Source organism: Shinella yambaruensis (assembly GCF_022899355.1).
Classification (GTDB): Bacteria; Pseudomonadota; Alphaproteobacteria; order Rhizobiales; family Rhizobiaceae; genus Shinella; species Shinella yambaruensis.
In genome coordinates this window covers 344,375-364,460 of the sequence record NZ_JALJCK010000007.1, presented here as the reverse complement: position 1 = coordinate 364,460, position 20,086 = coordinate 344,375, and the positions used below count along the sequence as shown (strand labels likewise).

Annotated in this window: 18 protein-coding genes, 4 pseudogenes and 1 riboswitch; of the genes and pseudogenes, 7 read left to right on the top strand and 15 right to left on the bottom strand. The window is 63.2% G+C overall.

Features of this window, described 5'->3' with window-relative positions; translation table 11 throughout:
* Positions 1–42: 42 nt before the first annotated feature.
* Positions 43–1,122: a phosphate ABC transporter substrate-binding protein PstS gene (pstS, locus tag MUU56_RS18905; protein WP_244768824.1), complete on the bottom strand. Its 1,080-nt coding sequence runs from the start codon at positions 1,120–1,122 to the stop codon at positions 43–45.
* 282 nt (positions 1,123–1,404) lie between these two features.
* Between pstS and MUU56_RS18900 the strand changes: the two genes are divergently transcribed.
* The 4 genes from MUU56_RS18900 (at position 1,405) to MUU56_RS18885 (ending at position 4,628) form a co-directional block, all read left to right on the top strand.
* A complete protein-coding gene (locus MUU56_RS18900; protein ID WP_244768823.1) occupies positions 1,405–2,211 on the top strand; it encodes a 3-hydroxybutyrate dehydrogenase in 807 nt (268 codons plus the stop codon).
* A gap of 38 nt (positions 2,212–2,249) precedes the next feature.
* Positions 2,250–2,993, top strand: a complete 744-nt coding sequence (locus MUU56_RS18895) for an acetoacetate decarboxylase (protein ID WP_244768822.1) — start codon at positions 2,250–2,252, stop codon at positions 2,991–2,993.
* Between the two features lie 11 nt (positions 2,994–3,004).
* Complete coding sequence (locus tag MUU56_RS18890; RefSeq protein WP_398432801.1) at positions 3,005–4,177, top strand: patatin-like phospholipase family protein; 1,173 nt, start codon at positions 3,005–3,007, stop codon at positions 4,175–4,177.
* Between the two features lie 181 nt (positions 4,178–4,358).
* Complete coding sequence (locus MUU56_RS18885; protein WP_244768820.1) at positions 4,359–4,628, top strand: amphi-Trp domain-containing protein; 270 nt, start codon at positions 4,359–4,361, stop codon at positions 4,626–4,628.
* Positions 4,629–4,865: 237 nt separating this feature from the next.
* Here MUU56_RS18885 and MUU56_RS18880 read toward each other — a convergent pair whose 3' ends face one another.
* The 14 genes and pseudogenes from MUU56_RS18880 to MUU56_RS18820 all read right to left on the bottom strand — a co-directional run bounded on the left by MUU56_RS18880 (position 4,866) and on the right by MUU56_RS18820 (position 17,115).
* Positions 4,866–5,171, bottom strand: a complete 306-nt coding sequence (locus tag MUU56_RS18880) for a hypothetical protein (protein ID WP_244768819.1) — start codon at positions 5,169–5,171, stop codon at positions 4,866–4,868.
* A 247-nt stretch (positions 5,172–5,418) separates the two neighbouring features.
* Positions 5,419–5,954 (bottom strand): annotated as a pseudogene (locus MUU56_RS32955) (DUF6925 family protein).
* Positions 5,937–6,054 (bottom strand): annotated as a pseudogene (locus tag MUU56_RS32950) (hypothetical protein); the annotation flags it as partial. The pseudogenes MUU56_RS32950 and MUU56_RS32955, both read right to left, overlap by 18 nt.
* Positions 5,997–6,161 (bottom strand): annotated as a pseudogene (locus MUU56_RS32945) (DUF6925 family protein); the annotation flags it as partial. The pseudogenes MUU56_RS32945 and MUU56_RS32950, both read right to left, overlap by 58 nt.
* Positions 6,162–6,271: 110 nt before the next feature.
* A complete protein-coding gene (gene fdhA / locus MUU56_RS18870) occupies positions 6,272–7,462 on the bottom strand; it encodes a formaldehyde dehydrogenase, glutathione-independent (RefSeq protein ID WP_244768817.1) in 1,191 nt (396 codons plus the stop codon).
* 183 nt (positions 7,463–7,645) lie between these two features.
* Positions 7,646–7,835, bottom strand: a riboswitch (cobalamin riboswitch).
* An 83-nt stretch (positions 7,836–7,918) separates the two neighbouring features.
* Positions 7,919–8,584: pseudogene (locus tag MUU56_RS18865) on the bottom strand (GlxA family transcriptional regulator); the annotation flags it as partial.
* A 108-nt stretch (positions 8,585–8,692) separates the two neighbouring features.
* A complete protein-coding gene (locus MUU56_RS32715) occupies positions 8,693–8,908 on the bottom strand; it encodes a hypothetical protein (RefSeq protein WP_398432779.1) in 216 nt (71 codons plus the stop codon).
* A 797-nt stretch (positions 8,909–9,705) separates the two neighbouring features.
* The gene (gene repC, locus MUU56_RS18850; RefSeq protein ID WP_244768816.1) at positions 9,706–10,920 is read right to left on the bottom strand and encodes a plasmid replication protein RepC; all 1,215 of its coding nucleotides are present in this window, start codon (positions 10,918–10,920) and stop codon (positions 9,706–9,708) included.
* 150 nt (positions 10,921–11,070) lie between these two features.
* Positions 11,071–12,087, bottom strand: a complete 1,017-nt coding sequence (repB, locus tag MUU56_RS18845) for a plasmid partitioning protein RepB (RefSeq protein WP_244768815.1) — start codon at positions 12,085–12,087, stop codon at positions 11,071–11,073.
* A gap of 3 nt (positions 12,088–12,090) precedes the next feature.
* Positions 12,091–13,290: a plasmid partitioning protein RepA gene (gene repA, locus MUU56_RS18840; RefSeq protein WP_244768814.1), complete on the bottom strand. Its 1,200-nt coding sequence runs from the start codon at positions 13,288–13,290 to the stop codon at positions 12,091–12,093.
* Between the two features lie 337 nt (positions 13,291–13,627).
* Positions 13,628–14,749 (bottom strand): PLP-dependent cysteine synthase family protein, encoded by a 1,122-nt coding sequence (locus tag MUU56_RS18835; protein ID WP_244768813.1) that lies wholly within the window; start codon positions 14,747–14,749, stop codon positions 13,628–13,630.
* 138 nt (positions 14,750–14,887) lie between these two features.
* Complete coding sequence (locus MUU56_RS18830; RefSeq protein ID WP_244768812.1) at positions 14,888–16,156, bottom strand: M20 family metallo-hydrolase; 1,269 nt, start codon at positions 16,154–16,156, stop codon at positions 14,888–14,890.
* Positions 16,153–16,677: an L-2-amino-thiazoline-4-carboxylic acid hydrolase gene (locus tag MUU56_RS18825; RefSeq protein WP_398432799.1), complete on the bottom strand. Its 525-nt coding sequence runs from the start codon at positions 16,675–16,677 to the stop codon at positions 16,153–16,155. The genes MUU56_RS18830 and MUU56_RS18825 overlap by 4 nt, the downstream gene beginning before the upstream one ends.
* 165 nt (positions 16,678–16,842) lie before the next feature.
* Complete coding sequence (locus MUU56_RS18820; RefSeq protein ID WP_244768810.1) at positions 16,843–17,115, bottom strand: hypothetical protein; 273 nt, start codon at positions 17,113–17,115, stop codon at positions 16,843–16,845.
* Between the two features lie 34 nt (positions 17,116–17,149).
* Here MUU56_RS18820 and MUU56_RS18815 point away from each other — a divergent pair, with 34 nt between their 5' ends.
* From MUU56_RS18815 to MUU56_RS18805, 3 genes are all read left to right on the top strand, one after another.
* Positions 17,150–18,016, top strand: a complete 867-nt coding sequence (locus MUU56_RS18815) for a LysR family transcriptional regulator (RefSeq protein WP_244768809.1) — start codon at positions 17,150–17,152, stop codon at positions 18,014–18,016.
* Between the two features lie 113 nt (positions 18,017–18,129).
* Complete coding sequence (locus MUU56_RS18810) at positions 18,130–19,533, top strand: aminotransferase-like domain-containing protein (RefSeq protein WP_244768808.1); 1,404 nt, start codon at positions 18,130–18,132, stop codon at positions 19,531–19,533.
* A gap of 152 nt (positions 19,534–19,685) precedes the next feature.
* Positions 19,686–20,072, top strand: a complete 387-nt coding sequence (locus MUU56_RS18805) for a DUF983 domain-containing protein (protein WP_050745294.1) — start codon at positions 19,686–19,688, stop codon at positions 20,070–20,072.
* Positions 20,073–20,086 lie beyond the last annotated feature (14 nt).

Here is a 20,086-nt window from a genome sequence, read left to right as displayed (position 1 = left end):
GGAAGACTCGCTTCTATTAGAACGATTGCGACGAAGCCGGGCTCAGTTGCTCACGGAACCCAGATTCGTGGTCCAGTACGCTTCGATCTTGCCGGCCAGCGCCGGCGGGACGGGGATATAGCCGAGTGCGCTCGCCTCATCGCCACCGCGGCTGAAGGCGAGTCGGAAGAGATCCAGCACGCGGTTGACGCGCCCCTTTCCGCGATCCCGCGGCACGACAGCGTAGGTGACGACCGCCATCGGATAGGCCTTGTCGCTCACCGTCGCCGTACCGGTGGCGGGAGAGCCCGTCGCGGGATCCCAGGCGAGGCCTTCAAGGCCTGCCTGGAAACTCTCCGGGCTCGGCTGAACGAAAGTGCCGGCCTGGCTCTCAAGCGTCGCATAGGGAAGACCAAGGCGGACGACCTGGCCATATTCGAGATAGGAGATGCTGTTCTTCGTGGCGGCCGCGAGGCTCGCAAGCCCGCCGGTGCCCTTCTCGCCCTTGCCGAGCGGCCATTTGACCAGCGTATCCGCACCGACCTTCTCTGCCCATTCCGGGCTGGCCTTGGCGAGGAAACCGGTGAAGGTGAGGGTTGAGCCCGAACCGTCCTCGCGGTGAAAGACCGCGATCGCCGCATCCGGCAGCGCCAGATCCGGGTTAAGCACCTTGATCGCCGGATCGGACCATGTCGTCACCTTGCCGAGATAGATGTCGGCCAGGACGGGTCCGGAAAGACGCAGCGCCTCCGCACCGACACCGTCCAGATTGGCCACGACCACGATGCCGCCCATCACGATGGGAAACTGGGTATAGCCGCGCTTCTTGAGTTCATCCGACGGCAGCGGCGCATCGGTTGCCGCAAAGTCCGTTTCCAGCTGGTCGAGCCGCATGATGCCGGCGAGCGAGCCGACCGGCTCGTAATCGACGCGCCAATCCGGCGACGTGAAATCACCGCCATCCGTGCGCATCGCCTCGTAGTCGCGCGACCAGAGATGGATGATCGGTGCAGCAAAGGTCGATCCGGCGCCCCGGATGGGTTCGGCGTGGGCGGCATGTACGGATAGAAGGATGAGAGCGCCAAGGGCCAGCGCAAGCCTGCGCCAGACCTGGCAGCCGGGATGCCGTAACAAATTCACCATGAATCTCCCCTCGGTATTGCGCAATTTCAGACAACAGAGGGCCTCCCCGCCAGTCATGACCGACTGGCAGGCATGGAAATGCGCACGACTTCAAGACGTAAATTTAATACACTGCGTGTTCGACCACTATTTACTAATAATCTTGTTTGACGCTCTCGTGACGATATTGACCATAATTAAAAACAGCACATAGATGACCAGGAACAACTGTCATCGCAATGAAATATCGGCGTGCTCCAGATCACGCCACGACCGCTCAAGGCCGAAGATATGGAGCCTCCGATGAACGACGCGACCCAGCCGAATGCCCTCGCCAACCGAACCGCCATCGTCACCGGCTCCACCAGCGGCATAGGCCTTGCGATCGCCCGGCGCTTTGCGTCGGCAGGCGCGAATGTTGTCATCAACGGACTGGGCGATGCTGCGCCAATCGAAGCGGAACGTGCGGCTATCGAGGCGGATTTCGGCGCGCGCTGCCTCTATTCGCCGGCGAACATGCTATCCGGCGAAGAGATCGGTACAATGGTGCAGCTTGCGATCGACACGTTCGGCGGCTGTGACATCCTCGTCAACAATGCCGGCATCCAGCATGTCGCCCCCATCGAGGAATTCCCGGACGACAAATGGCAGGCGATCATCCAGATCAACCTGATCGCCGCCTTCCATTCCATCAAGGCCGCCCTGCCCGGCATGAAGCAACGTGGCTTCGGCCGCATCATCAACATCGCCTCGGCCCATGCGCTGGTCGCCTCGCCCTACAAGTCCGCCTATGTCGCGGCCAAGCATGGCATTGCGGGCCTGACCAAAACCGTCGCGCTGGAAGCAGCGACGAACGGCGTCACCGTCAATGCCATCTGCCCCGGCTATGTCTGGACACCACTCGTCGAGAAGCAGATTCCCGACACGATGGCCGCGCGCGGCCTCACCAAGGAGCAGGTCATCCATGACGTGCTGCTCGAGGCCCAGCCGACCAAGCAGTTCGTGACGGTCGAGCAGGTTGCCGGCCTCGCCCTTTATCTCGCCGGCGGAGATGCAGCTTCCATGACCGGTGCCATCCTGTCGCTCGACGGCGGCTGGACGGCACACTGATCGCCCCGCCCGATTTCGCAAATTCAGGAACGACCGACATGAAAGCCGCCGACGTCCGCAACGCCTATGCCATGCCGCTGACCAACCCCGCCTATCCGCCGGGTCCGTACCGCTTCATCGACCGGGAATATGTCATTATCAGCTACCGCACGGATCCCGACGCGCTGCGCGCCGTCGTGCCGGAACCGCTGGAGATCGTCGATCCCGTCGTCAAATACGAATTCATCAAGATGCCCGACTCCACCGGCTTCGGCGACTACACCGAATCCGGCCAGGTCATCCCCGTCCGCTTCAACGGAGCGGAGGGCGTCTATGTCCACGCCATGTATCTCGACGACGACGCGCCGATTGCCGGCGGCCGGGAAATCTGGGGCTTTCCGAAGAAGCTTGCCTTTCCCAAGCTCGTGCATGAGGGCGAGGTGATCGTCGGCACGCTGCACTACGGCTCCGTGCTCTGCGCCAGCGCCACGATGGGCTACAAGCACCGCGCGGTCGATACGGCCGACGTCGCCCGTTCGCTCGGCAAGCCGAATTTCCTGGTCAAGATCATTCCCCATGTCGATGCGAGCCCACGCATCTGCGAACTGGTGCGCTACCATCTCGAGGACGCGACCGTGAAGGGCGCCTGGACGGGGCCGGCCGACCTGCAGCTCTTCCGCCACGTCATCGCCGACGTCGCCCGCCTGCCGGTGCTCGAAATCGTCTCGGCCGTGCATTTCATCGCCGACCTCACGCTGGGCATGGGCGACGTCGTGCATGACTACATGGCCGATCCGGCTTGAGGAACAGGATGATGGACGAACAGGCAAGGCTGAAGCCCAAGCGCAAATCCGAAACGCCCGATATCGCCGATCTTCTCTCGGCCTATCAGTCGGTCGGCCTGGTCTTCCAGGGCGGCGGGGCGCTCGGCGCCTATCAGGCCGGCGTCTTCCAGGCCCTCGACGAGGCCGGCATCGAAGCGAACTGGCTGTCGGGCGTATCGATCGGCGCGGTCAACGCCGCCATCATCGCCGGCAACGCCCGGGAGAACCGCCTCGACCGGCTGCGCGATTTCTGGGAGACGATCTCCGCCCGCAAGATCTGGCATTTCACGCCGGAGGGCGACTTCTTCCGCAAGATGCGCAACCAGGCGAGCTCGATGATGACGATGATGTCGGGCCTGCCCGGCTTCTTCGCGCCGCATCGTGTCAATCCCTGGCTGCAGCAACCGGGCGCCTCGGGGGCGACCAGCTTCTACGATACGTCGGAACTGAAGTCGACGCTCGACCGCCTCATCGACTGGGACGTGCTGAACGACCGCCGCCAGCGGCTCAGCGTCGGTGCGGTGAACGTCCGTACCGGCAACTACCGCTATTTCGACAGCCATATCGAAGTCCTGGGTCCCGAGCATGTGATGGCCTCGGGCGCCCTGCCCCCGGCCTTCCCGGCGACCCACATCGAGAATGAATACTACTGGGACGGCGGTATCGTCTCCAACACACCGCTGCAATATCTGCTGGAACAAGAGGACGTCCGCGACACGCTGGTCTTCCAGGTCGATCTTTTCAGCGCGCGGGGCATCCTGCCGCGCGACATGGCGGATGTGCTCGCGCGGCACAAGGACATCATGTATTCCAGCCGCACGCGCAACAATACCGATACGTTCCGCCGCCTGCACAACCTGCGCCTCAGGCTGCACCAGGCGCTGCTGCGGGTGCCGGCGGAGGCCTTGAGGGACGAGGACCGGGCGTTTCTCACGGCCATGGAGGACGTGCCGCAGATCAACATCGTCCATCTCATCTACCAGCAGAAAATCTACGAGAGCGACGCCAAGGACTACGAGTTCTCCGGCACCTCGATGCGTGAACATTGGGATTCCGGCTACCAGGACACGCGCAAGACCCTGAAACACCGCCGCTGGCTCGAAAAGCCGCCGGAATCCATCGGCATGGTCGTCCACGACGTCCACCGCGACGATCCGAGCTGATTCCCCCTACAAGAAAATATTACATTCGACAGAGGGTTATTTCCCGCTGCGCAGATTCACCAATCCGCGCAATATACAGAAGATACGTAAATAATATCATGTAAATACTATCAAAACTTCATCGTTGTTTTGCAGTCGAACGCTTTCATGCTGCTGCCAACTGCTAAACAGAGGATCAGTCATGGAAGCAGAACGCGAAATCCAGAAGACCTATTCCATAGCGGAATTCGCAGCGGAACTCCGCCGGCTGGCGGATATGCTGGAATCGAACGAAAACTACTCGATCCGGCTCGAGGACGAGGAAGTCGTCATCCCGCAGGACGCTGTCGCTTCGATCGTCTACGAGATCGAGGAAGGCAGCGCCGAAATCGAGTTTCAGTTGAGCTGGGAAACCGGCAAGACCGAGGATGACGACAAGGTCGAGGAAGAAGACCAGACCGAAAACGCCTGAGGCATGGACAGTCCGGGTGGTGTCGGTCATTCGATCACCATCCGGCCGTTCCTCCTCGCAGCGACACGAGGCACGACCGACCGGCGGCTTCGTTCAGCAATCGGCGGTCGTGTGCCCGCACGCCCGCCAAATCGCGGATGATTGGCAAAGCATTCCGGGCGGCCCCAGCTCCTATGAGCCAGTCCAGCACGAGCCATCGAGCGGTCAGAAGTGCAAAGGGGGTCTCAGGCTGCAATCTCAAGCCTTTACGCGTTTCCGCTTCTTCACCAAGGCCTTGTCGGCCGTCGGTTCCTCGACGGGCTCGAAATCGTTGTCCATCACCGGGTCGAGCCGATGCCTGATGGCCAAGGCATAGACGACCTTCAGAATTTGGGCGTCCTTCACGCCCGGATCGGTCAGCGCCAGCAGCGAAGCCTTCACGATCCTCTTGCTGCTCGCCTTCGGACATTCCGCCAGGACATGGCGGTAAAGCGCGTCATCCACCAGCCCTCGTTCTGCGCCACCAATGAGAGCGTCATATATCCTGTCAATCTTTCCGGCCATTTCAAGAAGCTCCAAACTAAGGATCGTCTTGAAAGACGTCGCCAATTCCGATGTCACAATCAAGAATGCCGGGTGCACAACGACTATAAGATGGTCAAAAGAGCTATCGAAGGCAGGGGCGTCTTTCTTGGCGGCCCTTTTGGACCAGTGCCCCGCCGATTCAGCGGCTAGCAGTTCCGTTTCCAGAGATCAAATCAGGCAAATCTTATCCCCACCAAGGAACAGATCGTCCCACTGGCTGCCTGCGTCAGATGGAAGCCCCGAGCCGATACTGCTGACGCAGCATGATGCGCACGGTGGCCCGGCTGAAGCGGTCGGATTGCGCTAGGAATTGCTCGGGGTCTATCTTGCGGGCGAGCCCGTCCAGCACCGCCTTGCGCAGGATCGGCAGGTCCCGGCGCGCGAAGCGCTCGAACAGATCCTGGAAGCGGCGTGATCATCGATGTCGAAATCCCGATCCCCGCCCATCACAGGATTGGCGGGATGAAGATAGCCGAGCGGAACGTGATACCGCGGGATCGGGATGTTGGCCGAATGCGTGCACCGCGACTTCAGCAATTGCGGCAAGAGATGCGTATGCAGCCCCGCGGGCGAAACGCCGCCCGTGTCCGGCCCGCCGATCTTCTGGAAGACCTCGATGCGGCCGATGCGAGTCAAGGCGACGCGATGGAGGTGTGCCCTCCTCATCGCGTCGCTTGCCGGATTGCCGGGATCGAACCGGCTGCGGCAGGCAAAGTGCCAGGCCGTGGCTCCATCGATGCGGCTTCGGGCTGAGGGCCTCATAGGCGAGAGGGACGATCTCCCGACCGTTCCGGCATTCAGCCGGATTGCACCACGCGGCGTCGCGTGCACGAACATCGTCGGCGCGTCGGCTTCCAGATATTCGCCCCAATCCCGATGAAACTCGGCGACAGCGCCGAAGGAGCCCATGCTCCAACCGGATCTGTCATCGACGATGTGGTCCTTCAAGACATCCCGAAGGTGAGCCATGCTGGTATTCTTGATCGATGAGGCGCCATCCTGTGGCCCGTGTGGCAGCGCGCATTCCATCGTGCTTGCGGCGCCGGCCATGAGAACCGGCCGGCGCCCGTTTCATGTCATCAGGCCGCCTTCAACAGGTCCCCATGGGGATCGAGTACGAACTTTGTTGCCGCGCCCTGATCGAAGCTCTCGTAGCCCTGCACCGCATCGTCGAGCGCGATGATTTTCGCATTGACGATATCGGCGATGGGCAGGCGGTCGTGCAGGATGGCCTGCATGAGCTGCCGGTTGTACTTGAGCACCGGCGTCTGGCCTGTATGAAACGACTGCGCCTTCGCCCAGCCGAGACCGAAGCGCAGCGACAGGCTGCCCTGCTTGGCTGCGTTGTCGACCGCGCCCGGATCTTCCGTGACGTAGAGGCCCGGAATGCCGATCGAGCCGGCGGCGCGGGTGATCTCCATCATCTGGTTGAGCACGATGGCCGGCTGCTCGCCGCCCGCATGGCCGCGCGCCTCGAAGCCGACGGCATCGATGGCGCTGTCCACCTCGTTCGTGCCGACCACTTCGGCGATCATGTCACCCAGCCGGTCGCTCCTGGAGAGGTCGATGGGCTCGAAGCCGACCTTCGCCGCGTGGGCGAGACGGTCCTTGTTGAAATCGCCGATCATCACGACCGCCGCACCGAGGATGCGCGCGGAAGCGGCCGCCGCAAGCCCGACCGGGCCGGCACCGGCCACATAGACGGTCGAACCGACGCCGACGCCCGCGCGCACCGCGCCGTGGAAGCCGGTCGGCAGGATGTCGGAGAGCATGGTGAGGTCGCGGATCTTGGCCATCGCCTTGTCGCGATCGGGGAATTTCAGGAGGTTGAAATCGGCATAGGGGATGGTGACGTAGCGTGCCTGCCCGCCGATCCAGCCGCCCATGTCGACATAGCCATAGGCGCCGCCGGCGCGCGACGGATTCACCGTCAGGCAGACGCCGGTATCCTGCGACTTGCAGCAGCGGCAGCGGCCACAGGCGACGTTGAAGGGCACCGAGACGATGTCGCCGATCTCAAGCATCTCGACGTCGATGCCCTTCTCGATCACTTCGCCCGTGATCTCGTGGCCGAGGACAAGGCCCGGCATCGCCGTGGTCCGGCCGCGCACCATATGCTGGTCGGAGCCGCAGATATTCGTGGAAATTACCTTGAGGATCACGCCGTGCTCGATGCGGCGGCCATCCGGCGCTTCGAGTTTCGGATCATCGATGTCGCGGACCTCGACCTTGCCGGGCCGCATGTAAACGACGCCTCGGTTCCTGCTCATGCTCTGTCTCCTCCTTTGTTGAAGCCGCCCGGCCCGCTCCTCCGCGGGCAGGATCGTGGTCAGGACGAAACGCGAACCGCCGGGCGATCCGCGAAACGTCTCTCGACGAAGGATGGAAAGGAGAAAGCAACGGAGCGTCCATGAGAGGACGCCGTTCGCCTCTCGATCGCCCACCGCAATCGGCCGAGTCATGGATTCAAGGCTGGTTTCCGGGCTTCGGAACCGCCCCTAAGGACCCTCTCGGCTGGCCGGCCAGTGGCATTCGTCGAGATTTCGTTCCGCTACCGTTGCGGGGGCAGCGCCGGCATTGGACCGGCTTCCCAATTATCCACCCCGGCAAGGCCGGTATGGCACCCTGAATGTCGCCAGCATTTCACTTGAGGGGCAAAAGGACCGTCGAAATTACGACATCCGCGGTGTCTTGAACGACAGCTTTTCCCGACCGCTCGGGCCTCCTCACGCAGCCTGCCGGAACTGGCTCGGCGTCTGTCCCACAATGCTCTTGAACTCGCGGGCGAAATGCGATGCGCTCGTGAAGCCGACCTCCAGGGCAATCTCGATGAGCGGTGATTTGGATTGCAACAACAGCGCCTTCGCATGCTCGACCCTCACCTGCTTGTAGGCGCGGGCCGGCGACATTTTCAGGTGCGTTGTAAAGAGCCGTTCCAGTTGGCGACACGACACGCCGACCGTCGCCGCCAGCTTCTGGACGCTCAAGGTCTCATCGAGATGACCTTCCATGAGGATCAGGACAACCCGCAGGCGATTGTCTTCGCAATCGAGCGCCAACGGCCGACGCGGCTGGATGTCGGCAAGCGTGCGTGCCTTGTCGAGCTGCAGCACTTCCAGGGCGTTGCACTCCGCTTCCCTGCTGATGAAGCGGCGGACGATCGTCGCGGCCATATCGGCCGCGCTGCTGCCACCGGCACAGGAGTCTCGCTGTTTGTCGAGATTGTAGATACGGTCCGCCCGCACCCTGTGATCGGGGAAAAGCGCGCGAAACACACGGAAATGTAGCCAGCTCACGCAGGTATAGTGCTGCGTCATGAGGCCGGCCTCCGCAAGCACGAACGTGCCGGCGCAAACGCCGATCAACGGCGCACCGCTATGGCTGGCTCGCTTGCACGGCGCGCCCGGCGTCGGGCTGCGCGGGCCGGAGGTGAGGTAATTGGCGTGCGCAGGGAGGCGATCGTGTCCCGGCTGACCTCCTTGCCAGAAATCTTCGGCAACTCACCGCGGGTGATCGACTGGAAATAGGCGATCGCCGTCAGCACCATCGCGCCTTGAACTCAGTGCGGGCGCACCTTTCCACGTCGGGGCCTGCGACGCTCGGATCGCCGACGCGTGGCCGGACGGTTCACGCACCTTGCCAAACCCCTCCAGCCGGTCGAACACGCGGGTCATCGCCCAGTGCGATAGGTGCGTGCCGGGTGCCGTCGCCGCCACGGCGTCTTGCTCCAGCAGCCAGCTCAGCGCGGCCCGGTCGAAACGAGATCATCAAGCGATTTCAGGGCCATGCCGGCAGCGAATGCTGCGACAAGGTCATCCGGTTCCAGGCCGTACGGCAAGGCCTAGCCGGGCAAGACGGTGGGTCGCGTGAGAAGCGAAGCGGGCTGGGCAAAGGGTGAATCCATGAGGGCGAGCGCTACAGCACGAGCGCACTTTATCCCATATGATTGCACGAAAGCCGCACATGATGTCACCGTAATAATATGCCGGATAACGTTGCCTTATCGCTCATTGTGGTCATTATGAAGAAATGAGCCGAAAACAGCGAGCTCCCTCTCAAAACGCGCCTGCGCCGCCATACGGCCCGCCAACCACTGGCGTCGCTACAACACACTTGCACTTGCTATCCCGCCGTCCTCACCTTGAGGACTCCAGCCGGAAGGTACAGTCTCACCGGCAGAATGCCCCGTGATATTGTTATAACGTCCTGACTGCCTCCACCGGCGTCGTCTCACCCAGGAGTGCGCTTCGGAGTTCAAGAAACGGTCGTACGAACTTCGACTTCCGCCTGCGGAGGCAAGCGTAAAAGGATCCGGCTGGGTCACATCCGATGGCCGGGTCTGCACGCGGTAGGCCTCGTGACGGTATCGAAGACCGAACTATCTCCGCCATGGCTAACCTTTCCTCCTGCCACCAGATCATTAAAATGGAAGCTGCCCGTATCCTGCGGCAAACGGACGCCCAGCAAGCAAGGGCACTCGGCTGAACGGGGCGCGAGCCGAAAAAGCTGACGGTCACCCTGTGCGTTTCTCTACTGCGCCATTCGCCCGCAATGCCGCCATCAGCATCGGGCCGAGCCCGAATTCGCCGCGCGCGGCTTTTCGTGTCAGGTCGCGCAGGTAACCGCCGGCGGAGTTGATGTGCCCTGCCCGCTCGAGGATACAGGCCATTGCCACCGCCGCGTTCTCCGGTCCCATGATCTCGCATGCCTCCTGGTAGGCCGAAGGGCTGACGCCCAGCATCGAGCGGACCGTCACGGCCGCCGACAACAGGTCGTGCCAATGCGTGATGCGACCATCCGGGGCATAGTCGCAAACCTGGGGGCAAGCCTTCAGCACCATCGCTAGTGGGAAGGCCTTCGGCTGCACCGCGAACCGTTTCACCTCCTGCCTCGGCATCTCGCCCTGCTCGTTTTTAGAGCTAGGTTCAAGTTCATGGATGGAGTCGGGTTTTGAATTCTGTATATGCTGTCCGTGTTGGACAGCATTGCCGTTCATTTTTTCTGCTTTTACCTGCATTTCCAGACGGTTGATGATCTCCTCGCGCAGCAGCTCCATTTCTTCCAGCACGGCGTCGACCTGGCCGCGCCGCGGCAGGCGCGGAAGCCGGGCGATCAGGGCGAGATAAAGGTCCTCAATCGCCGCCCAATCGCCGTCGGCCCCCTCTTCCATCGCCGCGGAAATCAACTTGCGCACGTCGCGCCGGCACAGCGTCAGGGCCTCCTTGGCGCGCTTAAAACGCAGCTTCTCCTCGGCCACCTGTTGAGCGATCCCCGCCAGTTCGGCCGCACGGGCAAGCAGTGGCGCCAGGTTGAAGCCGAAAGCCTCCTCGATCTCCCCTCCCCTGTTGCGATGGGCATATCGCTTGCCGTTCGGGCTGTCGCGGCGCTGGATCAGCCCGGCATCCACCAGGGCCGCCAGATGGCGCCGCAGCGTCGTTCCGGCGATGCCATGCGCACGGATGGCCAATTGGGCGTTCGAGGGAAAGACCACCAGACCCCGCTCGTCGGAGAGATCCGGCTCGGGATAAAAGCTCAGCAGTGCGTGAAGCACAGCCAGCGCGCGATCCTGAAGCCCGAAGATATCCTTCGCCTCGCAGACATCCCGGAAGACCTTCCACTTGTCGACCGCCTTGTTCGGGTTGCGGCCGGCCGTCTCCAGCTGGCCCTTCACCAGGGCAAGCGTCATCGGCCGCCGCCCGAAGGGCGTCGTCACATTTCCATTTCGCATTTTCCTTCACCTCTCTTCAGGCAAAAGAAATCCGCTCACCAAAACGGTGCCAAAGACTCTTGACTAGGATTCGTGGAAATGCGATTCTTGATCTTGCTAGAAATCAGGAGAAGGCTTCCACGGCTTTGGTCGTTTGGGGGCCTTTTTCTTTTACGGTTCAAGCTCCTCGTTTTCCTTCAGGAATTCCTCGTAGAGCCGGTCAAGCCGCTTCTCGACGAAAGCACCGAACTTCGGCACGGCAGCCTTGTTGAAATTCAAGGTGAGCTGCCCTTCGGTCTCCGTGACCTTCACGGCCCTGGAACCGTCCGCGCGCCACTCCCCGCTTCTGGGCTTCGGCTTTGCCGCCCGCAGCTGTTCGAAGAGATGCTCGAAGCGGCCATCGGAAGACAGCGCCTTGAATTCATCGGCATGAATGAGTTTCAACGCCCTGGCTTTCTTCAGGGCATTGTCGAGCAGGTCGGCCACCTCGGCCCATCGCGTGCGGCCAAAACTCGGCGCCGGTCCGATCGCCTCGATCAGCGCATCGGGAAGCCGGCTCGCCAGGGCGATCATCCGCGACAGGGCGGCCTTGTCCACACCGAGCGACGACATGATGATGTCGCGTGAAAAACCGCGCCGCTCGAGGCGAAGGGCAAAGAATGTTCGCTCGATATAGGAAAGATCAGTACGGGCGTTGTTTTCCTGCCCCTGGCTGACGACGAGCTGCTCATCCGTGAGTGGCCGGATGACCGCCTTGATCGCTCCACCGATCTTGCGGATGGCGGCAAGCCGCCGATGGCCATAGGCGACCTGGTAGCGGCCTTCGGCATCCGGATGGGGGCGGACCAGGATCGGGACCTGCTGGCCGTGTTCACGGATCTGCCCGACAAGGCTGTTGAGACCTTCGGGATCGATCTCGAGTCTGTCCGGCACGAAGGAACTGTCGATGAGGGACGGATCCAGCTCGACAATAGTCTGGCCATGGGCGAGCTGCTTTTCGAGGTCGGCCGCGCGCTGCGCCTTTTCCGAGATACTGCCCAGGGACTGCGAAAAGGCACCGACCGGACCGGAGCGCCGCAGGGGCCGGTCGAGATTGGCCAGTGGACGGATGTCGGCCAGCGAGCCGGTTTCGGCGCTGGCGCCTGCCGGTGCATCAGTGTCCGCGCCGAAGATGTTCTTTCTGGCCATCGCTTACTTCCGCCCCCAGGTCTGCTTGACGAGCTCTTCGATCTCCGTGTTCACCGCGGTCAGGGATTCGAGGGCGCGATCATAGGTTCCGCGCGTGAACTGCGCCCGGTCGATCTCGTAGAGGGTCTGCTTGGTCAGCCCCGCGTCGGAAATCGCCGTCGACTTCAGCATCGCGTTGGAAAGAACGCGGTTGCCGAAAATCGAGCGCATGAAGCCGGCCATCTGGGCCTGCGGCCCGTCATTCGGCTCGAAGCGGGTGACCAGATACCGCATCCAGTCGTAATTCATCGCGCCGCCGGCATTCTCCACGACCTGCAGCAGGTCACCGGTCATCTGCAGGAACTGGCTCATCGACATGACGTCGAGCATCTGCGGATGGACGGTGATCAGCACGGCGGTCGCGGCGCAGAGGGCGGACAGGGTGAGGAAGCCGAGCTGCGGCGGGCAGTCGATCACCACGATGTCGTAGGCGCTCTCGATATCCGCAAGGCATTCGCCGATGCGCGCGAAGAACATGGAATTGGTATCTGTGCGCGCCATCAGCGCCTTCGGCGTCTCATGCTCGAACTCCATGAGCTCGAGATTGCCGGGAATGATATGGAGGTTGGGCGTATAGGTCGCCCGGACGATCTCGGTCACGTCGCGGCGGGCGTCGTCATACCGGATGGCGCCATAGAGCGTCTCGTTGTCGCCGACATCCAGTTCCGGCTGGTGGCCGAACAGCGCCGACAGCGAGGCCTGCGGATCGAGGTCGATCGCCAGCGTGCGGTAGCCGCGAAGGGCGAGGAACTGTGCGAGATGGGCGGAGGTCGTGGTCTTGCCGCTGCCGCCCTTGAAGTTCATCACGGAGATGACCTGCAGCTTTTCGCCATCACGCCGATGCCGGATATATTTGCGCGGCCCCTTCCCGCCTTCGTCGAGAAGCTTGCGCAAAGCCTCGATATCGTCGACGGAATAGGTGCGGCGCCCGTTGGCGGACGGCTCCGGCCCGTGGCCTTCCGCCACGATCTGGCGCAGATAGCCCTGGTGGATTCCGATGAACTCGGCAGCCTCGGCCGAGGAGAAATGCCGGATGCTCTTCCTGGCGGTCGGCGGAAAGCTCCGCTGTTGATGCGCCTGGAGCTGGCGCATCAGTTCTTCTGCGTCAGAGACGATCAGCGAACGCAGATTTCCGCTCTGGTCGGTCGCGGCTTGTTTCAACATCGTGGCCCCGGATTTAACTTCTGCGCTTTTTCTTCGAAAATCGATGAATAAGCGCTGATGAAGCTAGTCCGATTCCCCGAGTCGGGCAAACCCTTTTTGGAAAGGACTGCGGCGGCGCCCACAGAGGGTTCAAGTTGTACATGTACAACCGCGTCGGGCGGCCTTGCACTTCCGCCCTGCCCGCGGACCTCACATCCGCCATTGCCCAATCACGGCGTCGACTCAACGGCACATGCCGAAGTCCCGCAGTTGTACATGTACAACACCCGCCAACTCAATCGAAGCGGCCGACGAGTCACGCCGCAGCCGGACTGCGGCGCGACCCGTCTTTACGCAATCAGGGCGCCTTGAACGATCCTGTGTCGAGGAATGTCTCGATCGTCTCGCACCACGGGGCGATGTCGATGCCGTTTTTCGCCAGCCAGTCCGGATTGAAATAGGTGCTGGAATAGCGGTCGCCGCTGTCGCAGATGAGAGTGACGAGGGAGCCTTCGCGCCCTTCCCTCATCAGGCTGTCGGCGATGGAGAGCAGGCCGAAGAAGTTCGTGCCAGTCGAGGCACCCACCCGGCGGAACAGTCGATCGGAAAGAACATGCGCGGCGGCGATCGAGGCGGCGTCCGGCACCTTGATCATGTGGTCGATGACCGTAGGGATGAAGGACGGCTCGACGCGCGGCCGCCCGACTCCTTCGATGCGCGACGGCGCGGTGCAGGTGACCTGCATGTCGCTCGCCTTCCAGGCGTCGTAGAACACCGAATGCTCGACGTCCGTCACGCATAGCCGCGTCGACAGGTTGCGGTAGCGGATGTAGCGGCCGATCGTCGCCGACGTGCCGCCGGTTCCAGCGCTCATGATCACCCAGCTCGGCACCGGATGGGCTTCCCGCTCCATCTGGCCGAAAATGCTCTCGGCGATGTTGTTGTTGCCCCGCCAATCGGTGGCCCGTTCGGCATTGGTGAACTGGTCGAGATAGTGGCCGCCGGTCTCCGCCGCGATGCGTGCTGCGGTTTCATAGACTTCCGATGGGCTGTCGACGAAGGCGCAGCGGCCGCCGAAACGTTCGATGACGTCGATCTTCGTCCGGCTGGTGCTTCGCGGCATGACGGCAATGAACGGAAGTTCGAGCAGGTTGGCGAAATAGGCCTCGGACACTGCGGTCGACCCCGACGAGGCCTCGACCAGGGTTGTGCCCTTGCTGATCCTCCCGTTGCAGATGCCGTAGAGAAACAGCGAGCGGGCGAGCCGATGCTTTAGACTTCCGGTCGGGTGCGTGCTCTCATCCTTGAGATAGATGGCGATGCCCTTCAACCCCTTGAACACCGGATTGACCAGATGCGTATCCGCCGAACGGCGGGCATCGCCCTCCAGGATGCCGATCGCGTTGCGCGCCCAGGCCCGGTCGGCACAATCGAGAGAGGGAACGGCTTCCGTCTGGAAACGGGTCGAATTCGTGTTCATGTCTCAATCCTTCGCAAGGCGTTGCCCACGTCGATCGTTCCTGCACGAAGCTGGATTCGTGCAGGCGGCTCGGACGGGGTAGGGGGACGTAGTGCTATCAGCACGCTCTTCCCGATCCGGAAGAACGGCAGACATCCTTCAGGTCCGCGCCCGTCTTGATAGCAAAAGTTCATCGGCGCGCAAAACACTTCGCAGCAGGACATTCGCGCCGTCGGCGCATTGCTGCGGAGAGGAGAATTCACGCGCATTGTGCGACAGCCCATCACGCGAGGGTGTGAAAACCATCGCCGTTGGCACCTGGCCGGCAAGATGTGCCGCGTCATGACCCGCACCCGACACGATGTCCATCCCCGGGAGGGCTAGGTCCGCCGCGGCTTGCGCGACCACACCACGCAACGTCGCATCGAAGGCGACCGGAGCCTTGCGCCATACAGCGAGGACCGCCGCCCCGGGCACCTGCCTGTTCACCTCGTCCCGGATAGCCGCCTCCATCGCCGCAAGACCCACTTCATCCGGGTGCCGCAGGTCCACTTCGAGGCAGACCTCGCCCGGTACGACATTTCGGGAATTCGGGGCAACATGGACATATCCCACCGTGCCGACGCCCGGGGAATGTTTGAGGGCGACGGCCTCGACGGCCTGAATGACCTTCGCAGCCGAAACCAGCGCATCCTGGCGCAAGGTCATCGGAAAAGCCCCCGCATGCGCCTCCGTACCCTTGATGCGGATGTCCAGCCAGCGGAGCCCCTGCACGCCCGTAACGATGCCGATGACGCGCCCGGCCGCTTCCAGCACAGGCCCCTGCTCGATATGCAGTTCCAGATAAGCCGCCATCGGCAAATGCCCGGGCGAATGCTTGCCCCTGCAACCGATCGCCTCCAGCGCCTCTCCCAGCGAGATACCATCCTTGTCGGTGCGGGCGGACATGGCATCAAGCGCATGGACGCCGCAGAACACCCCGGATCCCATCATGGCGGGGGCGAAGCGGGAGCCCTCCTCATTGGTCCAGTTGACCACGGTGAAAGGATGCACCAGCTGCCGGCCGGATGCGCGCAGGATGCGGAGGATTTCGACGCCGGCCAGCACGCCGAGAATGCCATCGAAGCGACCGCCAGCCGGCTGGGTGTCGAGATGGCTTCCGACGGCAATGGAGGGGAGACAAGGATCCGTACCGGGATAGGTGGCGAACATGTTGCCGATGCGATCGACCTCGACCGTACAGCCAAGCGCCCGGCATTCCGCCTCGAACCAGCGGCGCACGTCGCCATCGGCCACGCTGCCGGCAAGGCGGTTCATGCCGGTCTCGCCGGCAGCGCCGAAGCGCGCGGTCGCGAGGATATCGGACCATAGCCGCTCCGCATCGACGAGAAGCGAGGGCAGGGCGGCGGGTGACGGGATGGCGTTCATTCTCCTCGCCCCTGCGCATCCGCATGGAAACGGTATTTGAAGTCGCAGTGGGAAGCTCCCTCCATCACCGTCTGGCTGCGCTCCAGCGTGATGCGCGGATCATAGCCCGTGCAGAAGACACCGTCCCGGTTGCACGACAGGAGGTGCCCGATATGGCCGAGACCCATTTCCCGATAGGTCTCGGCGTAGCGACAGCGCTTGACGTTATAGTGGAATTCTACATCGGTCGCCTTCGTGACCTCGATCACCAGGGCATCATCCTGCGTCCAGAGATCCTGCAGCTCCTGGAAGGTGCGCAGCGTCGTGCCGCCGGGGGTCTTCGCGGCGAAGGCCTGCCCGGCCTTGATAGCGGCCTGCCGGATGGCGGCATCGAGAATGGCCTCCGCCTTTTCCACGCCGATCTGCCCGCACATTTCCTTGTAGATCGGCGCGATGATGCCGGCCTCGATCCTGCGCCGGGCGAGGATGCCAATCTCGCCATCCACGGCAGCCCGGGAATCATTGCTTTCGCTTGTCGTCATCATGGTGATCCTTCTGATTGGAACGTGGATTTGCCGCTATGCCGCCCAAAGACGGCCAGCACGGGGGAGGGGGCGTTGCGCCCCGCCTTTCGAAGCGCATCCCAGGCAAGCGCCGGATTGCGGGCGGTGACCGGCTTGCCCGTCGCCGCGCGGCGGCAGCGGCAGTTAACGGTCCGGGGCAGGGCCTCGGCCATGGCCGCAAGGCTTCGCCGGCGCCAGGTCCCGCACTATCGGGATGCGGCTGGAACAGACCTCGACGCCGGGCAGCGGCAGAAAATGCCGTATTTCCAGCTCGATCACCGTATCATTCGCCGGCAAGAGGAGACCAATCGCCGCCGGTTTGTCTGTTCTCATCCGCCACGTCGGCATCTCCACCGCTGCTTCGTCGGCCGCATTGATGGCGGCAAAGGTTAATCGACGGAAGCGATGTTTCGTCATGGATTAAGCGATAATCTTCATATATCCTTTTTCCATGGACACTTCTCTTCTCCAGTGCTTCCTCACGGTGGCGGACACACAGAGCTTTTCGGCGGCGGCAGAACGGCTGAACATCACGCAGTCGACCGTCAGCCACAAGATCGCCCGGCTCGAGAGCCACCTCGGCAAACAGCTGTTCGAGCGCACCACCCGCTCCTGCGTGCTGACCTCCGACGGGCGAGAGCTGATCGCCCACGCCAGGCGCGTGGTGCAATCGATCGAGGAGATGGAGCAAAGCTTCAAGCCCGATCTTCTCAGCGGCACGCTGGTGGTCGGCGTTCCCGACGACCATTACCTCTTCGTTCCGCTCACCGTGGCGCTGAAGAATTTCATGCGTGAAAAGCCGCGGGTTGGCGTGGAGATCCGGGGCGGGCTGTCGAGCGACCTGCTGCGGGACCTGCGCCAGCGTAACATCGACCTCGCCGTCATCCGCGACGTACCCGCAATGCAGGACGGCGACGTGCTGTGCACGGAGAACCTCGTCTGGATCACCGCCCCCAACTGGGTGCCGCCGCCGGATGGCACCGTGCCGCTGGCACTGGTTCGCGGGCCTTGCGCCTATCGCGGCGCGGCGATTTCCGCGCTGGAGCAAAACGGCATGCGCTGGAAATGCATGGTGACCTGCACCAGCCTGCAAGGCGTCTTCTCCGTCGTGCGTGCCGGCCTGGCGGTAGCCGTGGTGACCGAGGGCGATATCGGCAGCGGCATCCGCGCGGCTCCCGCAGGCGGCCTGCTGCCGCCACTTCCCGCTTCCTCCCTCAGCATCCGCTACGCCGACAGGCAGCCGACCCTTGCCGCCCGCGCGCTTGCCCGTACCATGGCCGACGTCCTGACGCAGAAAGCCGCCGTCTCTGCCGGCTGACATTCGTCAATCCGACTTCTCCAGCATTGCGACGCTTTGTCCGCACCCGCGGGATGACAGGCCGGCATACAGGCAATATACCGTCAATCTGTATTGGCTTGGAACCCGCAGGTATGAAGAACTGGCATCCTGATCTCGGCCGCCGCAGCAGCCCCCTCTACATGGCGATCGCCGACCTGATCGAGATGGACCTGCGCGGCGGGCAGCTCTCGGCCGGCGACAAGCTGCCGACGCACCGGGACCTTGCCCGCCGGCTCGCCATCGACGTCACCACCGTCGCCCGCGGCTATCTCGAAGCGCAGAAGCGCGGGCTCGTGCAGTCGCATGTCGGCCGCGGCACCTTCGTGACGGGCAGCACGGCCGCGGCGCGCGGCACCTTTACCGTGGACGCATCGCCCGACAGCCGCCGCGCCGCCATGGTCGATCCCTCCATGAACATGCCGCCGGAACCGGACGACCCGGCCCTGCTTGCCCGCATGCGCGAGGGCTTTTCCGCGCTCGCCGCCGATCTCGTTCCCCTGCTGCGCTACCAGAGTTTCGGCGGCGCGGCCATGGACAAGGAGGCCGCCGCGCTTTGGCTCGGCCGACGCAGCCTCACGCCGCCGCAGGAACGCATCTTCGTGGCGCCCGGCGCCCATCCCGCGCTGCTGGCGATCTTCGGCATGCTCACCAAACCGGGCGATACGGTGCTTGCCGAAACCATCACCTATCCGGGCATGCGCTCGATCGCGGCGCAGCTGCGCCTGCGGCTCGTCGGCCTGCCGGTGGACGATCACGGCGTCCTGCCGGATGCCTTCGCGGATGCCTGCGAACGCGAAAAGCCGAAGGCGATCTATCTCAATCCGACGCTGCAGAACCCGTTGACGCTGACCATGCCCGCCGACCGGCGCGCGGCGATCGCCGCCGTGGCGCAGACATACCGCCTGCCGATCGTCGAGGACGATGCCTATGGCTTCATTCCGGCAGATGGCCCCGCGCCGCTTGCCGCCCTCGCGCCACAGCTCACATGGTATATCGGCGGCCTGTCGAAATGCATCGGTGCGGGCCTGCGCCTTGCCTATGTGGCCGCGCCCGACGACAGCCGGGCCCTCTGGTCCTTCGCCGGAGCCATGCGGGCGGGCAATGTCATGGCCTCGCCACTGACGACGGCGCTCGCCACACGTTGGATCGAGGATGGCACGGCCGACGCCATTCTCGGATTTCTCCGCACGGAGGCGCCGGCCCGCCAGGCACTGGCCGCCAGCCTCCTGCCCGCCGGCTACCGTGCCGATCCCCTGAGCTTCAACATCTGGCTGCCGCTGCCGCAGGGCTGGACACGATCCACCTTCGGTACCCACATGCGGGCCTGCGGCCTCGGCGTGATGGCCAGCGATGCCTTTGCGGTCGACGGCACGCCGCCCGAGGCCGTGCGGGTCAGCCTCGGCGGCCCGGTAACACGGCTGCAGCTTCAGACCGCCCTCGAATTCATGGCGCATGCGCTCGAAGGGCCTCCGGAAATGGCCGGCTCCTTCTTCTGATTTCACACGTCTCTCGATTGAATGAACTCGCCCCGCCGGCGGCAGGCGCCCGCGCGCCTGCGTCAGTATGTCTGATCGACATATTGACAGCATAATTACATCTATATGAACGCATAAATGATTGGATTGAATGGATAAGGAAAGATGCAGCCATGAATGAGACCTATCCTCAACTGCCGCCCATGCAGACCGGCATCCGGGGCCGTTGCCCACGTTGCGGCCAGGGCCATCTCTTCAAGGGGTTCCTGACCCTGGCGCCGAAATGCGAGGCCTGCGGTCTCGACTACTCCTTCGCCGACCCGGCCGATGGCCCTGCCTTCTTCGTCATCTGCTTTGCCTGCGTGCCGAGCGTGCTGCTCGCCGTCTGGCTGGAGGTCGCCTTCAGCGCCTCGCTGCTGACGCAGGTGCTGGTCACCGGGCCTTTCATGCTGTTGACCTGCATTCCCCCGCTGCGGCCGCTCAAGGGATGGCTGGTCGCGAGCCAATATTTCTACAAGGCCGAAGAGGGCAAGGTCGTCCGACGACAGGCAGGCACGTAACACGCGGGGAGGGA

Excerpts from the sequence above, each read along its gene's own strand:
- MUU56_RS18900 (WP_244768823.1), top strand. The coding sequence starts at position 1,405 with ATGAACGACGCGACCCAGCCGAATGCCCTCGCCAACCGAACCGCCATC.
- MUU56_RS18895 (WP_244768822.1), top strand. The coding sequence starts at position 2,250 with ATGAAAGCCGCCGACGTCCGCAACGCCTATGCCATGCCGCTGACCAAC.
- repA (WP_244768814.1), bottom strand. The coding sequence starts at position 13,290 with ATGTTGAAACAAGCCGCGACCGACCAGAGCGGAAATCTGCGTTCGCTG.
- MUU56_RS18885 (WP_244768820.1), top strand. The coding sequence starts at position 4,359 with ATGGAAGCAGAACGCGAAATCCAGAAGACCTATTCCATAGCGGAATTC.
- MUU56_RS18890 (WP_398432801.1), top strand. The coding sequence starts at position 3,005 with ATGGACGAACAGGCAAGGCTGAAGCCCAAGCGCAAATCCGAAACGCCC.
- MUU56_RS18820 (WP_244768810.1), bottom strand. The coding sequence starts at position 17,115 with ATGACGAAACATCGCTTCCGTCGATTAACCTTTGCCGCCATCAATGCG.
- MUU56_RS18830 (WP_244768812.1), bottom strand. The coding sequence starts at position 16,156 with ATGAACGCCATCCCGTCACCCGCCGCCCTGCCCTCGCTTCTCGTCGAT.
- MUU56_RS18825 (WP_398432799.1), bottom strand. The coding sequence starts at position 16,677 with ATGACGACAAGCGAAAGCAATGATTCCCGGGCTGCCGTGGATGGCGAG.
- MUU56_RS18810 (WP_244768808.1), top strand. The coding sequence starts at position 18,130 with ATGAAGAACTGGCATCCTGATCTCGGCCGCCGCAGCAGCCCCCTCTAC.
- fdhA (WP_244768817.1), bottom strand. The coding sequence starts at position 7,462 with ATGAGCAGGAACCGAGGCGTCGTTTACATGCGGCCCGGCAAGGTCGAG.
- MUU56_RS18880 (WP_244768819.1), bottom strand. The coding sequence starts at position 5,171 with ATGGCCGGAAAGATTGACAGGATATATGACGCTCTCATTGGTGGCGCA.
- MUU56_RS18815 (WP_244768809.1), top strand. The coding sequence starts at position 17,150 with ATGGACACTTCTCTTCTCCAGTGCTTCCTCACGGTGGCGGACACACAG.
- MUU56_RS18835 (WP_244768813.1), bottom strand. The coding sequence starts at position 14,749 with ATGAACACGAATTCGACCCGTTTCCAGACGGAAGCCGTTCCCTCTCTC.
- MUU56_RS18805 (WP_050745294.1), top strand. The coding sequence starts at position 19,686 with ATGAATGAGACCTATCCTCAACTGCCGCCCATGCAGACCGGCATCCGG.
- repB (WP_244768815.1), bottom strand. The coding sequence starts at position 12,087 with ATGGCCAGAAAGAACATCTTCGGCGCGGACACTGATGCACCGGCAGGC.
- repC (WP_244768816.1), bottom strand. The coding sequence starts at position 10,920 with ATGCGAAATGGAAATGTGACGACGCCCTTCGGGCGGCGGCCGATGACG.
- pstS (WP_244768824.1), bottom strand. The coding sequence starts at position 1,122 with ATGGTGAATTTGTTACGGCATCCCGGCTGCCAGGTCTGGCGCAGGCTT.